Below are 14,808 nucleotides of genomic sequence, written 5' to 3' on the forward strand. Positions count from 1 at the left end.
CCCGACCATGGTCCAGCCAATCGCGCACCCGGGCGGCAACAAAGGCGGCATCTGCGGTCCGGCGACAAACGCCGTCAGCACTGCGACCAGAATCGCCGGGCGCATCAGGACCCCGGTTCGTCTCGTCGACGGTCGGGCCGGGGCGTCAGGCATATAACAATTCCGCTCTGCAGGGAAGCTGATTTCCCAGTCTGGAATGCGCCGGTATCGGCCGCAACTCGAAGGAATTTCCACTTCCGCCGGCGCCGCAGTCGGTCGGCCGCATTGATGTCGGACCGCTCGATGCGGAAGACTGATCAGGGCAATCGACGGAAGTGATCACAGTGAGCCGTGACCGCGTCGCGAATATCCGGACAATACGGCACACCGCGCCGATGTTGCTCTGCGTGGCCGTGTTCACAATCGCCGGTTGTTCATCGTCGGCCGTGAAGCCGACCGCCACCGCGCCAACGGCTGCGAACGGACCGAGTGCGGCGGCCACTCCGCTCGCATCCAGGGCGGCGCCCGCCGCACCAAGCCCACCCCTCGGCGAACAGCCCCAGCTGGCGACCGATCCCGCACGACTGGCCGACGACCTGGTCGCCGACGAACGGGTGCTGCGTGACCCCTCAACGCCGGAGCCGGCGTTGGTAGCGGCGGCACACCGGGAGCAGGCCGCGTACCGGGCCATCGGGAGGCACCCCGAATGGGACTCGATCACCCGGCCACGCATCCCGCCCGAACTGGCCGACGTCTACGACCGCAACCTCGACGCCCGGCGCCAGCTGCAGGCTATGACGCCCGCGAAAGACACGCTTCCCGCGTGGCGGATCGACCCCCCGGTCCCGGCCGACGAGCTGATGAACGACTACCACGCGGCGGAAGCCGAGACCGGCGTCGGCTGGAACTACCTGGCCGCGATCAACTTCGTCGAGACCCGCTTCGGCAGCATCAACGGGGTCAGCACGGCCGGCGCCCAAGGGCCCATGCAGTTCTTGCCGTCGACCTTCGCCACCTACGGCCAGGGCGGCGACATCAACTCGCCCCGCGACAGCATCATGGCGGCGGGCCGGTTCCTCGCCGCCAACGGCTTCGCCAACGACCCCGCTCGCGCCATCTACGGCTACAACCACGCGCACCAATACGTCGGTGCGGTCGACCAATACGCCGCATTGATCGCCGCCGATCCGGCCGCGTTCCCCACCTACTACCGCTGGGACGTCTATTACGTCACCACCGCCGGCGACGTTCTGCTGCCCGTCGGTTACTCAGCGCCGGCCCCGATCCCCGTCGGGGACTACCTCGCCACTCACCCGCAGTAAAGACCATACGCCCGGCTGATAAGCAAGCACCGCAAGGGATTTCGCACTCAACGTCCCCGTTATGCGCCGGCGCTAGGCTCGGTCCTTCTTGCGCGCGAGGAACGCCCGCATGTGCTCTTGTGGCTCCCCGGTCAGAAACGCCAGACCGAACTGCTCGATGCTGTCCTCGATCGCCCCGTGCACCGTCATGTCGAACCACTTGTTGAGCAACCGCTTCTGCTGGCGGACCGCGTGCGGGCCGAATCCCGCGAGCCTCCCCGCGAGCGCGGCGATGCGAGAGTCAAGCGCGTCGGGAGCGACCGCCTCGTGCACCAGGCCCCACGTGACGGCCGTGCCGGCGCCGATCGTTTCGCCCGTCAGCAGGAGCCAGGCCGCGTGCGACGCCCCGATCAACGCCGGCATCAAGGCCGCATGGATCACCGAGGGAATTCCGACCGCCACTTCGGGCATGCCGAATTCGGCGCCGGACTCGGCGATCCGCAGATCGCAGCACATCGCGACCTCGAGCCCACCGCCCAGGCAATACCCGGCGAGCCGGGCGATGACCGGGACGGGGCATTGACGGATCGCCTCGCAAAGGCCCGCGAGCCGACGGATGAAGGCTTCGGCGCTGACGCGGTCCAGGGCGACCATCTCATGAATGTCGGCGCCGCCGATGAACGCCGCGTCCCCGGCCCCGCGCAGGACGACCACCCGAACGTCATCGTCATCACCGGCGGTGACGAACGCCCGTGTCAATTCCTCGATGGCGGCCGTGCCGACGATGTTGAGCGATTTGGAATTGATCAGCTCGACCGAGAGCACACCGCCGTCGCGGCCGACCCGAACGAACCGCTTGTCCATCGTGTTCACGCGGCCCTCACAGGTACTTCAGGGCGATGTCTTGCAGATGGGTGCGCATCGTCTGGCCGGTCGCCCTCTCCAGCTTGATGCCCAACTCGCCGGCGAGATTGACGAAACCCATCAGCAGCATGATTTCGCCGTCGGGTTCGTTGGTGACGTTCTCGACGAGCCGGCTCCATGCGAATTCATTGCCGCTGTCCGACGTCCACGCCGTCATGACCTCGATGGCTCGGCGAACGTTTTCCCGCACATCCATTCCCGGAGCCTGCCACGACCACCCGCCGACCGCCCGCCGACGGGCGCACCGCGGCTGTAGCGGCTGCGTCGGTCGGCGGCCCGTTGCGGCGACCCAGTCAGACCGGACCGTCAGTACAGCGGGACCCAGACTCCCATGTACCAGAAGCCCCAACCGCCGAACTGCCAGTTGAAGACCGGGATGGCGGTGTAGGTGTCGTACTGGAACGGCCCGAAATCGGCCTGCGCCACGACGACGTCACGCGGAGGCCCGGACCACGGACGGTTCCAGCCGCCGGGAGGCGGCGGACCGTCCCAGCCGCCCGGAGGCGGCGCGCCCACCCAGTGTGGCGGCGCGTGGCCGGGTGCCGGGCCGTCGTTCCAGCCGTGTCCTCGCGGCGGCGGCGGGGGCGGCGCGCCGTGGTCCACGACGCTGAAGCCGGTCCGCGCGTCGCCGGGCCCGCCAACTTGGGCGTTGCCGCTGACATAGGTCCCGCGCGGGACATAGGGCTGGTGCGGTGGCTGCGTGCTCGGCGGGTTGAGGGCCTGCCTGCCCTCCGGCGGCGGCGCGTTGTGTTCGCTCGCCGGCGCGTTGGATTGCCCACCTGGCGGGTTCGGCCCGTGATCGTTCGGCGCGTTGTTCGGCTGCTCGTTCGGGCCGCCCTGCTGGGGGTACTGCCCGTGCTCGTCGGGCGCCGGCGGGTTCTGCCCACCCTGCGGCGGGTTGTTCTGGCGGCCCTGCTCGTTCTGCCCGCCCTGCGGCGGGCTGCTCGGGCCGCCCTGCGGCGGGTTGTTCGGGCCCTGGCCCCCTTGGGGAGGATTGTTCTGCCCGCCCGGCGCGCCGCCGGGTCCGGCCTGCTGACCGCCCGGGCCGCTCTGCGGACCACCGCCGCCGCCGCCGGGAGCGCCGCCACCACCACCGCCACCACCTCCGTGGCAGTTCGGGCATGGCGGGGGCGGGCCGAGCGGAGCCGCGGAGGCCGAACCGGCGTTCAATGTGATCGCGGAGATACTCAGGCCCGCCGCGAGCGCCGCCGCGCTGACAACACGTTTCATTGACATAGCTGCGTCCCCTCTTGGGTGTGGATCGCCTGCACTAGGGGCAGGTGACGTCCAACTCGAATGACTTGGTCACCTGCTGCGGTTGTTGCGGGTTGCTCATGTCGAGCCCGGTTGCGGTGCCCTTGATCGCATAGGTTTTCCCGTTCACCGCGGCTCCGGCGTTGCCGCCCTGGTTGGGAGCGGCGTCGGAGAAGCCGAGGGTGATGCCGTTGACGCTGCCGAGCCCGACCGAGTGAACGATGGGCGGGTTGGCGTTGCTGACCACCGCGCCGACACCGGCTGTGGGGTCACCGATGCCGATGTTGGTGTTGTCGCCCGCCGGGGCGCAGGTGACCTGGCCGCTGACGTTCTGCGCCTGACCGTCCACGATGACCTGCGGGCCGGCCGCCGACGGCGACGACGAGGACGAGGACCCGGTGGTTGACTTGTTACTCGAACAGCCGGCGCAGGCGGCGGCCACCACGGCCACGCCCGCCATGCCGACGACGAACCCACGCTTCACCACTGCTCTCCTTCGTGTCGCTGGTGCCGCACTGCCAACTCGTTGGCCTGGTCGACTCCGCGAGCCCACGCCGAACCTGCAGCACGGACGCCCGCAATGCCGCGAGCCCGGGTACCCGCTGCCAGTGAAAGAGAAACGCGGTGTCGCGACGCCGCACACTACGGCAGAACGCGCAACCCCCACTTGCCCAGTAGCGGATCGACGAGTACGAAGTCGGTGGTGTTGTCGTCGCCCTCGGGCGAAGACATCAACAAACCCACCGCACTCACGGTGCCGTCATCGTTCTTCACGAAACCGGGGCTGCCGCTGTCCCCGTTGAGGCTGAACACGCTGGCTGTGACAACGCCACCTTCGACATGCTTGACGACCCCACAGGTCTCGCCGGTGACCGCACCGATCTTGCAGAACGGCACACCCTCCCGAATTTGGTCGCCGTTCAACACATCCCGGACCACATACCTGCCGCCGACATCACCTATCGGCGCGCCGACGCCCGGATCGAGGCGGATGATCGCCGCGTCCCGCGTCTCACCCTCCTGCTCGCTGGCGCTGATCCTCCCGAGCGGTAACGAATTCCCGTACGTCCACAACGAACCGTCATGGGCGTCGCAGTGGCCGCTGGTCATCAGGTAATAGCTGCCGTCGTTACCCTTCGCCGCGAAACCCGCTGTGCACGAGTTATTTTCATCCTCAACCTTCATGCCCGGCGTCACGCCCGAATCCGCACGCGCGGGATTCGCCAACGCCATCGTGGCGACGACCACAGCGCCGACCAGGCCCAACCCTCGCAACCACCGCATGGCCACGCCACCTCTCTTGATGTATCGGGCAGCATGCTAACAGCGGGAGCGGGTTTCGGCCGCCCGGCCGTTCGGAATACGCCCGCCGGCCCGCCCGCGGCGAATTGACGTAAACGGCAAATCGGTGGCGATTGCTCTGCACCGCAACAGCTTTCGCCGCGAGGGCGACAAACCGATGATCAGTCGCCGACGTGGCGGGCGAGGAAGCCCAGCACGGCGTCGGCGAAGATGTCGTTGCGATCACCGGCCACCATGTGCCCCGCACCGCGCACGTCGCTGAACTCGACCTGCGGGAAGCGCGCCAGGAATTCGTCGGCGCGTTCCTGGCTGACGAGGTCACTCATCTGTCCCCGAATCAACAGCATCGGCACGCCGTCGCGCAGGATCGCGTCGACGGCCGCGTGCATGCGATCGGGGTCGGTAACCTCGAACGGCGGAAACGCGGCGGTTCCGCTGATGAACTGGGGATCCCAGTGCCAGTACCAGCGATCGCCGCGGCGGCGCAGATTCGTGGTCAGGCCGTCCAGGTCGGTGGGCCGCGGCCGGTGCGGGTTGTATTCGGCGATGGCGTCGGCGACTTCGTCAAGTGAGGCGAACCCCGATTCCACCCGGTCGGACATGAAGGCGTGGATCCGATTCGCCCCTGACTGGTCCATGTTGGGCACGATGTCGACCAACACCACCGCGCTGGCGATGCCCGGGGAGAGCTCACCCGCGAGCAGCATCGACGTGAAGCCGCCCAGGGATGCGCCGACGAGCACCGGTTGCGGGGGCAGCGTGCCCAGCACTTCGCGGACGTCGCCGGCGAAGCTGACGACGCGATAGTCGCCCGCGTCGGACCAATCGGATTCCCCGTGGCCGCGCAGGTCGACGGTGACGGCCTGCCAGCCGCGCTGCGCGACGGCGGCGGCGGCCTTGCCCCACGAACGACGCGTCTGCCCGCCACCGTGCAGGAACACCACGGCCCGCGCCTGCGGATCGCCCAGCCGGTCGGCGACGATGCGCACGCCGCCGGGACCCTGGATCGAAAACGGTTCCACTGCCATGGGCATCAGGTGATACTAAGCCGTTTCGGCGCCGACCCGGGCCCCGAAGCGGCTCCAATACGATGCAGCGGAGCGTCCTGAGGAGAAACCGATGCAGCTTGACGAATACCTGTCCTTGGATGCGACCGCGTTGGCCGAACTGGTCCAGCGCAAGCAGGTCACGGCGTCCGAACTTCTCGCACTGGCACGGCGGCGGGCGGACGCCGTCAATCCGCGGTTGAACGCGATCGTCCGCCACCTCGGCGAGGTCGCGGACAGGCGGGCCGCCGACCCGGCCCTGAGTGGACCGTTCGCCGGTGTGCCCTTCGTGATCAAAGACCTCGCGCAGGAGTATCGCGGCTTCCCGACCTCGAGCGGTTCCCGCTCGCTGGCCAACGACGTGGCCGATCGACACGCCCTGGTGACGCAGCGGTTCCTGGACGCGGGGCTGGTGATCTTCGCGATGACCAACACCCCCGAGTTCGGGGCCAAGGGCGTGACGGAATCCGATTACTGGGGGCCGGCACGTAATCCGTGGAACACCCAGCACACCCCCGGCGGCTCGTCCGGAGGTTCCGGGGCGGCGGTCGCGGCCGGGATCGTCCCGGCCGCGGGGGCCAACGACGGCGGCGGATCCATCCGCATCCCCGCCGCCTGCAACGGGCTCGTCGGCCTCAAGTTCAGCCGGGGACTTTCGCCGTACGGGCCGCAGACCGGCGAGCCGATGTTCGGGATGGTGACCCAGGGCGTCGTTTCGCGCACGGTGCGTGACAGCGCCGCGCTGTGCGACGCGATCGTCGGCCGCGATCCGTACGCGGCCTACGAAGTCGCCCTTCCGCGAGGCACTTTCGCCGACCACGTCAAGCGTCGTCCGCGCACGCTGCGGATCGGGTACTCGTGGTCCTCGGCGATCAACCCACACCCGGACCGGGAAGCCGTCGCCGCGGTGGAACGGGCGGTATCGCTCCTGAGCGGTCTGGGGCACGGGGTCGAGGAGGTTCGGCCGCCGTACGACGACGCCGCCCTCGCCCGTGACTTTCTCACCATCTGGTTCGCCCAGCTCTACCAGCACGTCGCGGACGCCAGACAGCGCACCGGCGCCGGCGACCGCGATTTCGAGGCCGACACCTTGGCCGTGAGTGAACTCGCCCGGTCCACCGGCGTGCTGGCACCGATCCTCGCGCTGGAGAACCGCAACAACCACATCCGATCCCTGGCGGGGTTCCACGAGACCTTCGATTGCTTGCTGACCCCCACCCTGGCCACGCCACCGCTCCGGGTCGGCGCGACGGCCACGCCGCGGCCCCTCCAACAGGTGGCCCGCATCGCCAGCAAGCTGCGCGCGGGAAAACTCATGGCGCTCAGCGGGATTCTCGACCAATTGGTCCAGGAGAGCCTGGGATGGGTGCCCTATACGCAGCTCGCCAACATCACCGGACGCCCCGCGATCAGCGTGCCCCTGCACTGGACCGACGACGGGCTTCCCCTCGGGGTTCAATTCGTCGGGCGCCTGGGCGCCGACGCCGACCTCCTGCAGCTGGCAGCCCAACTCGAGGACGCCGCCCCGTGGGCCCACCGGTATCCCGCGCCCGCGTGACCACCCCTATGCGTCCGGTTTGCCTTCCGACGAGTGATCGCCGCGCCACAGGCGCGAAAACCGCCGGGCGACATCGCCGAGGCGGCTCCCGGCCCATTGTGAAGCCTTGATCCTGCCGAGAGCTTGCTTTCCCTCCGCCGCGTAGTCGCTAACGGTTTCGTCGCCTTCCTCAGCGCGCATCCTCAACCTCCGATCTCGTCAAGCTGCTCGTGTCCGCGGCTGACGCTCGGACGGCTCCGACGGCGTCAAACGCTCCGGCGGTTCCGCCGGGGTTAGCCGCTCGGGTGTCTCGGCCGGCGCCAGCCGCTCGGGCGTCTCGTCGGGAGTGCCACGCTCCGGCGGCTCGATCGTGTCCATCATTTAGCACCTCCGATCGGCTCAGGGTTGCCTACCCGCCGACCCCGGGCGCCGAAACGCGGACGAACTCGCCCGCCGCGGCTTCAGGACACCGGTTCCTTGCTGGCCTTGACCGGCGCGGTGCTCGGCGGCAGCTTGAGCAGGTTGCCGCGCAGGCTCCCCCGCGCGGTGCGCACGGCCACCAGCAGCCAGGTGAACAACAGCCCGGCGTACGCGATCACCGCAGCCACCCGGAAAGCGGGCAGGTGCGTGTGGCCGGCGAGCTGCGAGGTGCCCGTGACGAACGTTCCGACCGGGAAGGTCAGGCTCCACCACGTCAGCGCGAACGGCATGCCGCGACGCAGCGTGCGCACGGTCAGCGCCGTGGCCAGCGCGATCCACAACACCGCGAAACCCCACACCGGAACTCCGTACAGGATCGCGAAGGCATTCAGGTCCTCGGCCAGCTCGGGGTTGACAGCCAGTCCCGCGCTTGCACCCAAAAGCCCTGCGGCGGTGATCGATTGGCCGAGCGGACCCAGGACGATCCACAGCGTCGGCACCCGCGCCGAGCCCGACGTGCCGTAGAGGGTCAGGCGCGCCCAGATCATCGCGATGATGTTCAGCGAAGCCAGCAACGACAGGCCGAACATCGCGTAGCAGCCGTACAGCATGGTTTCGCGTCCGGTGCCCGCCGTCATGTGCGGCAGTAGCAGCGCCCCCATGGCCGCGGTCACCATGGGCGGGACCACCGGCATCAGCCAGCCCCCGAAGGCCGCGTCGGGCTCGACGTTGTGCTGGGTGAACATCAAAAACGGGATGCTGACAGCGGTGAACAGCCCGCCCAGCGTTCCCGCCGTCCACAACACCCAGTCCAGGTCTACCGCGACACGCTCGCCGAGCAGATCCCTTCCGACCAGCACCGCTCCCCCGCCGACCGTCATCAGCGCCATCGGGGCGGCGCCGTAGAAGTGCGCCATCTGCGGATTGCGGGCGTGCGTGCGCGCCACCGTGGGGTGGCGCAACCAGTGGCCCCCGACCAGGACGATGAGCACCACCAGCAGGACGGCGGCGATCACCCAGACCACCTGGGCGAAGGCGCGCAGTCCCACCACGTGCACGGGCAGGGCCGCGCCGGCGCTGGCCACGATCCCGGTGCCCATCACCGCGGCGAACCAGTTGGGCCCGATATTGCCCAGCACCTCGACCCGGGTCTGCGGCGATGCAGCGCCGCCGGGGTTTGCAATGGCCATAGCTGCAAAACCTACTGCGCCGAGCCGGATCGGGCTGGCCTGCCGCTTACACTCCAACGGTGATGCATCCGGCACCAACGACCAGGCGGGCCTTCGGCAGGGGTCGGCTGGTCGCCGGGATTGCCGTTATGGTGGCCCTCGCCGTTCTCGCCGTACCCATCAAACAACGCTGCGGGGCGCCGGGCTTGTCGTGCGCTACGGCGGTCGACCCCCGGGGCAACGTTCACTACTACTACGAGGTGGAGCCGCTCGGTGTGTACCTCGCAGAGATCGTGACCGGCTCGAACATCACCGTGTTCTACGAGTCGGGCGAGGACCTCGTCAAAGCCGGATAGCCGTCATTTCGGCTCGATCACAAGTTCGATTCGGTCACGCCGGCCATGTGACGTCGGTGAAACCCCCGCGAGACGGTTCGCTCGGAACACGCTGGTCAGGCAGATGCTGCCGCCCCGACGGCCGGCCGGGCGCTGCCGGTCGAGCGTGCCGGGAACCCGTTCTCGATTGGGGGCTTCACAGCAAGCTAACGCATACTTGACACCATGCTTGAAGCGACGTCGCCGCAAACCGCCGCCGCGGTGCCCGGCGATGCGCTGGGTTTGGGCCGAGGATTGTGATGGCCCGCTCTGGCGGTGCCCACCACCGTCATCGAGCCGTCCGTCAGCCCTCCCGATTCCGCAAGGGACTGACGCGCACCTTGGGCGCGCTGGTGTCCGTGGCGGCCGTCGGCCTGACCGGGGCGGGGTACTACGTCGCGCACGGCGCGCTGGGCGGCATCACCGTCTCGAACGCCCTGCAGCCCGACGACCCGCGCTCCAGCGGCGACAACATGAACATCCTGCTGATCGGGCTGGACTCCCGCAAAGACCAGGACGGCAACGACCTGCCCTGGTCGATTCTGAAGCACCTGCACGCGGGCGATTCCGACGACGGCGGCTACAACACCAACACCCTGATCCTGGTGCACGTCGGGGCCGACGACAAAGTCGTCGCCTTCTCGATCCCACGCGACGACTGGGTCGCCTTCAACGGGGTGCCGGGTTACAACCACATCAAGATCAAAGAGGCGTACGGCCTGACCAAGCAGTACGTCGCTAACAAGCTCGCCAACCAGGGCACCAGCACTCAGAAGGAACTCGAGACCAAGGGCCGGGAAGCCGGCCGGGCGGCGACTCTGCGTGCCGTGCGGAGCCTGACCGGCGTACCGATCGACTACTTCGCCGAGGTCAACCTGGCCGGGTTCTACGACCTGGCCCAAACCCTGGGCGGGGTGGAGGTCTGCCTCAACCACCCCGTCTACGACTCGTACTCGGGCGCCGACTTCCCGGCCGGGCGGCAGACCTTGGACGCGTCAGAGGCCCTGTCCTTTGTGCGGCAGCGCCACGGCCTGGAGAACGGGGACCTGGACCGCACCCATCGGCAGCAGGCGTTCATTTCGTCGGTCATGCAGGAGCTGCAGGCCGCGGGGACCTTCACCAATCTGGACAAGCTCAAAAGCCTGATGGCCGTGGCACGCAAGGATGTGGTGTTGTCGGCCGGTTGGGACGAGGAGATGATCCAGCGGCTCGGTTCACTGGCCTCCAGCGGCCACGTCGAGTTCCGCACGCTGCCGGTGGTGCGCTACGACAACATCGACGGTCAGGACGTCAACATCATCGACCCGGCGGCGATCAAGGCCGAGGTGGCCACGGCGATCGGCGCCTCGCCCACAACCACAGCGCCCGCCACCACGGCCGCCAAGCCCAGTCCGTCGACCGTCGTCGATGTGATCAATGCGGGCAGCACGAGTGGACTCGCGACCGAGGTGTCCCGCGCCCTGCAGAACCACGGCTACACGACGGGCCAGACCCGCGACCGCAACTCGGGCGAGCCTACGGCGAGCACGGTCGCGTACGGCGCCGGTGTGGAAGCCGACGCGGCGAACGTGGCCAAACTGCTCGGCCTCGACGCGCCCGGCCAGCCCGACCCCAGCGTTCAGCCCGGCCACATCAGGGTGACCGTCGATACGAATTTCTCGGTATCCATGGTTGACGACAGCACCGACGAAACCGCGACCACCACGACGTCCACCAAGGCCAAGCCGTACTACTACAACGGCACCACGACGACCTATCCGACGCCCGATCAGGGGAAGCCGATCGACGGCGGCGGCGTGCCGTGCGTTAACTAGCCGCGCGGCGAAACCGGGCGCAGCGGGCCGCCGCGGGTCGCCGGCTAGGCGTGCGTCCCGCCGTCGATGCGGATCTCGGTTCCGGTGATGAACGCGCCGTCCTCGGACACCAGCATGGCGATCACCCCGGCCACCACCGACGGATCGGCCATCCCGGTGCCGCTGGACTCCACCGTGGTCGGCAGAATCGGCATCAACCTTGAAAACAGCGCCCAGTCAGCGTCTTTCGGGATGTATCCGCCGGTTGCATCGGTGATCCCGGACTTGATGCTGCCGGGTGCCACGCACACCGCGCGCAGGCCGTCGCGCGCGTACTCGAGCGCCAGCGAATGCGTGAACGCCTGGATCCCGCCCTTACTCGCGGCGTATGCCGCCATATACGGGTGAGCGAAAGAGGCGGACGTCGAACTGAAGTTGACGATCGCGCTGCGCGAATTCGCCAATAATGCCGGAAGCGCTTCCCGCACAACGAGAAACGTGCCGGTCAGGTTGACGCCGACGATCTGGTTCCACAGTTCCAGCGAGGTCTGGTGGGTGTGCGCGGCACGCAGGATGCCGGCGGCGTTGACCAACGAATCCAGGCCGCCGAGCGTTTCGACGGCCCGGCACACGCCGTCGACCACCGAATCCTCGTTGCCCACGTCCATCAGCATGGTGGTCAGACGACCGGCCGTCTCCGCCTCGTCGGCGCGGGCACGAGTGGCGCCCAGGCCGCCCTCCGCGACGTCGGAGGCCACCACCGTGGCGCCCTCGTCGAGGAGTCGCAGCGCGGTCGCCTGCCCGATGCCCGACGCGGCGCCGGTCACCAGGATCCGTTTGCCCTCGAGTCGCTTCATTGCCGCTCCCTGCTCGTCGCGTCGCTAGGGGCTCATCATTGCAAAGGACGGCCCCCGGACAAGGCAGAGTGGACGCATGGACATCGGATTTATCGGCTTGGGCAAGATGGGCCAGGGCATGGCCGCGAACCTGTTGAAGGCGGGCCACCGCGTGATCGTCTACAACCGCTCCCCCGACAAGACGGCGACGCTTGTGCAGCAGGGCGCCGCGGCGGCGCCCGCCGTGGCGGAGGCGTGCCACGGCGAGGTGGTGTTCACCATGCTCGCCGACGACCACGCCGTCGAGGATGTGGTGTTCGGTGAGGCCGGCGTAGTCGCTTCGCTGGCTCCGGGCGCCACGCACGTCTCGTCGAGCACCATCAGTGTCGCCCTCTCGGAGCGCCTGGCGGCCGCACACGCCGAAGCCGGCCAGCGCTACGCCGCGGCACCGGTGTTCGGCAGGCCCGACGCAGCCGCGGCGGCAAAGCTTTTCGTTGTTGCGGCGGGCGAGCCGCAGGTGCTACAGGCGCTCTCCCCGCTGTTCGACGCGATCAGCCAGCGGACCTTCGTGGTATCCGAGCAGCCGCACACCGCCAACCTGGTCAAACTGAGCGGCAACTTCCTCATCGCGTCGGTGATCGAGAGTGTGAGTGAGGCCGTGGCGCTGGTGGCCAAGGCCGGGGTCGACAGGCAGCAGTACGTCGACATCCTCACGTCGACGTTGTTCGCCGCCCCCGTCTACCAGACCTACGGCGGGTTGATCGCGCGCCGGGAGTTCGAGCCGGCCGGGTTCGCCGCCGAGCTGGGCCTCAAGGACGTCCGGCTGGCGCTCGCCGCCGGGGAGCAGTTGCAGGTGCCCCTGCCGGTGGCAAGCCTGCTGCGCGACCGCTTCCTGGCCCTGGTGGCATCGGGCGGCGGGCACCTGGACTGGTCGGCGCTCGCCACGCTCGCCGACCGCGACGCCGGCCTGGCGTCAGACCACTCCCCGTAGCCCGTCGGCGCCGAACGCCGGCTCCAGCATGGCGGAGTAGTCCGGGCCGCGCCGCAACATCAGCCCACCGTCGACGTTGATGACCTGCCCGGTGATGTAGCAGGCCGCGTCGCTGAGCAGGAACATCGCCAGGTTGGCGACGTCCTCGACCTCGCCGGGGCGGGGCAGCGGCGTGCACTCGCGGTAATCCTCGGCCACCTCCGGCAGGGCGAACACCGGCGCGACCAGATCGGTGCGGATCAGGCCCGGCCGAATGCTGTTGACCCGCACCCAGGACGGTCCGAGTTCGTCGGCGGCCAACTGCATCATGTGGTCGATGGCCGACTTGCTCACCCCATAGGCGCCGAACCAGCGATGGGTGTTGCTGGCCGCGATCGACGAGATGCCCACGAACGATCCCCCGCCACCCCGCACCAGCTCGCGCGCGACGTGCTTGAGCACGTACATGGTGCCGTTGACGTTCAGGTCGACGGTGCGCCGCCAGGCTTCTGAGTCGATCTGGGTGATCGGTCCGATCGTCTCGGAGCCACCTGCGCAATGCACCGCCCCGTGGAGTTGACCGTGCCAGGCCGTCGCGGCGTCCACCGCGCGGGCGGCCTCCTCCTCATTCGTGACGTCGGTCGGCTCGTAGCGAATGGAACCGCCGCCCGAAAGGGCCTCGATCTCGCTGACGGCCCCCGCCAACCGGTCGGAATTGCGGCCCACGATCATGACCGAGGCGCCCGCCGCGACCAGCCCGGCGGCCACGCCCTTGCCGATTCCGCTGCCACCGCCGGTGACCAGATACGTCCGGTTTTCGAAAGAAAGCTGCACGCGACGCCCTCTCAAACTCCAAACAGGTTCCAGATATCGAACCACGCGGAGAACTCGCCGCGGCAACGGGTGGCCACGTGGGACCGGCGACCTGCTACGGCGTGTCGCGGCGGGCCACCTGCGTGGGCTTGGCGTTGCGCCAGTCCTCGACCTCGGGCGGCAGGCCCACCGCGTACCGGTTCTCGTTGTGGGCCGCCCAGTGCGCGTGGCCCAGTTCGTGGATGTGGAACGCGTGCCGCAACGCCTCGGTGAATCCCATTGCGTCGGAGGCGGCGTTGACCGAGTCCTTGACGAGCAGGGCCGCCATTGTGGGCCGGTCGGCGATGCGCCGGGCGAATTCCAGAGTCTTGTCCGCCAACTCGTCGACGGGGAACACCTTGGACACCATGCCCAGCCGATACGCCTCGTCGGCGTCGAGCGAGTCCCCGGTCAGCAGCAGCTCTTTGGCCTTGCGCGGACCGAATTCCCAAGGGTGGGCGTAGTATTCGACACCCGGCATGCCCAGGCGCACCGCGACCACGTCGCTGAACTTCGCGTTGTCGGCGGCCACGATCAGATCGCACGCCCAGATCAGCATCAGGCCCGCGGAGATCGCGTTGCCTTGCACCTGGGCGATGGTGATCTTGCGCAAATCCCGCCAGCGGCAGGTGTTCTGGAAGAAGTAGTGCCACTCCTGCAGGTAGAGCTTCTCCACGATCGGATCGCGGGTCCCACCGTTGATGCGAAAGCTGGGAAGCTGGCTGCGCTCGGCGATCGCCAGCTCCGAACCCAGGTCGTGGCCTGCGGAGAAGTTGCGGCCGCGCGCCGCCAGGATCACCACGCGCACGGTGTCGTCGGCCTCAGCGCGCAGAAACGCCTCGTCGAGCTGGACCAGCAGGCCGCGGCTTTGCGCGTTGTGTGCCTCCGGACGGTTGAGCCAGATGCGCGCGATGCGGCCCTCGTCGAGGGTTTCGTAAGTCACCAACTCTTCGGCGTTGGCGTCGCCCGTCTGGGCACCGGCTTGCTCTGACACTGTCATTCGGCCCACCTCATTCGTCGCCAGGTCCCACGTGTTTACACATTACGGCCA

The 14,808-nt window shown here is 68.5% G+C and carries 15 protein-coding genes; 5 read left to right on the top strand and 10 right to left on the bottom strand.

The annotated features are described in order from the left end of the window. Positions 1–374 precede the first annotated feature (374 nt). Positions 375–1,301: a lytic transglycosylase domain-containing protein gene (locus tag A9X04_RS17255; protein ID WP_067922987.1), complete on the top strand. Its 927-nt coding sequence runs from the start codon at positions 375–377 to the stop codon at positions 1,299–1,301. 72 nt (positions 1,302–1,373) lie between these two features. On the opposite strand, the gene A9X04_RS17260 is transcribed toward A9X04_RS17255, so the two are convergent. The 6 genes from A9X04_RS17260 to A9X04_RS17285 form a co-directional block, all read right to left on the bottom strand. Continuing rightward, a complete protein-coding gene (locus tag A9X04_RS17260; protein ID WP_231985754.1) occupies positions 1,374–2,144 on the bottom strand; it encodes an enoyl-CoA hydratase in 771 nt (256 codons plus the stop codon). 16 nt (positions 2,145–2,160) lie between these two features. Continuing rightward, positions 2,161–2,400 carry a hypothetical protein gene (locus A9X04_RS17265; RefSeq protein ID WP_067922891.1) on the bottom strand — a complete coding sequence of 80 codons (240 nt, stop codon included), beginning with the start codon at positions 2,398–2,400 and terminating at the stop codon, positions 2,161–2,163. A 110-nt stretch (positions 2,401–2,510) separates the two neighbouring features. Further along, positions 2,511–3,434, bottom strand: a complete 924-nt coding sequence (locus tag A9X04_RS30495) for an MAP_0585 family protein (RefSeq protein ID WP_067922896.1) — start codon at positions 3,432–3,434, stop codon at positions 2,511–2,513. 40 nt (positions 3,435–3,474) lie between these two features. Then, positions 3,475–3,942, bottom strand: coding sequence for a lipoprotein LpqH (locus tag A9X04_RS17275; RefSeq protein WP_067922989.1), 468 nt, complete (start codon positions 3,940–3,942; stop codon positions 3,475–3,477). 158 nt (positions 3,943–4,100) lie between these two features. Next, positions 4,101–4,748 carry a trypsin gene (locus A9X04_RS17280; RefSeq protein WP_067922899.1) on the bottom strand — a complete coding sequence of 216 codons (648 nt, stop codon included), beginning with the start codon at positions 4,746–4,748 and terminating at the stop codon, positions 4,101–4,103. Between the two features lie 173 nt (positions 4,749–4,921). After that, positions 4,922–5,788 (bottom strand): alpha/beta fold hydrolase, encoded by an 867-nt coding sequence (locus tag A9X04_RS17285; protein WP_197509202.1) that lies wholly within the window; start codon positions 5,786–5,788, stop codon positions 4,922–4,924. Positions 5,789–5,879: 91 nt separating this feature from the next. On the opposite strand from A9X04_RS17285, the gene A9X04_RS17290 reads away from it, so the two are divergent. Further along, complete coding sequence (locus A9X04_RS17290; RefSeq protein ID WP_067922901.1) at positions 5,880–7,364, top strand: amidase; 1,485 nt, start codon at positions 5,880–5,882, stop codon at positions 7,362–7,364. A gap of 440 nt (positions 7,365–7,804) precedes the next feature. Here A9X04_RS17290 and A9X04_RS17295 read toward each other — a convergent pair whose 3' ends face one another. After that, a complete protein-coding gene (locus A9X04_RS17295) occupies positions 7,805–8,953 on the bottom strand; it encodes a TDT family transporter (protein WP_067922903.1) in 1,149 nt (382 codons plus the stop codon). Positions 8,954–9,015: 62 nt separating this feature from the next. Here A9X04_RS17295 and A9X04_RS17300 point away from each other — a divergent pair, with 62 nt between their 5' ends. Both A9X04_RS17300 and A9X04_RS17305 read left to right on the top strand, forming a co-directional pair. Further along, positions 9,016–9,288 (top strand): hypothetical protein, encoded by a 273-nt coding sequence (locus A9X04_RS17300; protein WP_067922904.1) that lies wholly within the window; start codon positions 9,016–9,018, stop codon positions 9,286–9,288. 278 nt (positions 9,289–9,566) lie between these two features. Then, complete coding sequence (locus tag A9X04_RS17305; RefSeq protein WP_156764396.1) at positions 9,567–11,120, top strand: LCP family protein; 1,554 nt, start codon at positions 9,567–9,569, stop codon at positions 11,118–11,120. Positions 11,121–11,164: 44 nt separating this feature from the next. On the opposite strand, the gene A9X04_RS17310 is transcribed toward A9X04_RS17305, so the two are convergent. Further along, positions 11,165–11,956 (bottom strand): SDR family NAD(P)-dependent oxidoreductase, encoded by a 792-nt coding sequence (locus A9X04_RS17310; protein ID WP_067922910.1) that lies wholly within the window; start codon positions 11,954–11,956, stop codon positions 11,165–11,167. A gap of 76 nt (positions 11,957–12,032) precedes the next feature. Here A9X04_RS17310 and A9X04_RS17315 point away from each other — a divergent pair, with 76 nt between their 5' ends. Next, positions 12,033–12,926, top strand: coding sequence for an NAD(P)-dependent oxidoreductase (locus A9X04_RS17315; RefSeq protein ID WP_067922913.1), 894 nt, complete (start codon positions 12,033–12,035; stop codon positions 12,924–12,926). Here the strand turns inward: A9X04_RS17315 and A9X04_RS17320 are convergent. Both A9X04_RS17320 and A9X04_RS17325 read right to left on the bottom strand, forming a co-directional pair. Beyond that, positions 12,909–13,739 (bottom strand): SDR family oxidoreductase, encoded by an 831-nt coding sequence (locus A9X04_RS17320; protein ID WP_067922916.1) that lies wholly within the window; start codon positions 13,737–13,739, stop codon positions 12,909–12,911. The two genes, A9X04_RS17315 and A9X04_RS17320, sit on opposite strands and share 18 nt — an antisense overlap. A 94-nt stretch (positions 13,740–13,833) precedes the next feature. Beyond that, the gene (locus tag A9X04_RS17325) at positions 13,834–14,757 is read right to left on the bottom strand and encodes an enoyl-CoA hydratase (protein ID WP_067922919.1); all 924 of its coding nucleotides are present in this window, start codon (positions 14,755–14,757) and stop codon (positions 13,834–13,836) included. Positions 14,758–14,808 lie beyond the last annotated feature (51 nt).

The organism is Mycobacterium sp. E3247 (assembly GCF_001667785.1).
In the GTDB taxonomy this organism is placed as follows: Bacteria; Actinomycetota; Actinomycetes; order Mycobacteriales; family Mycobacteriaceae; genus Mycobacterium.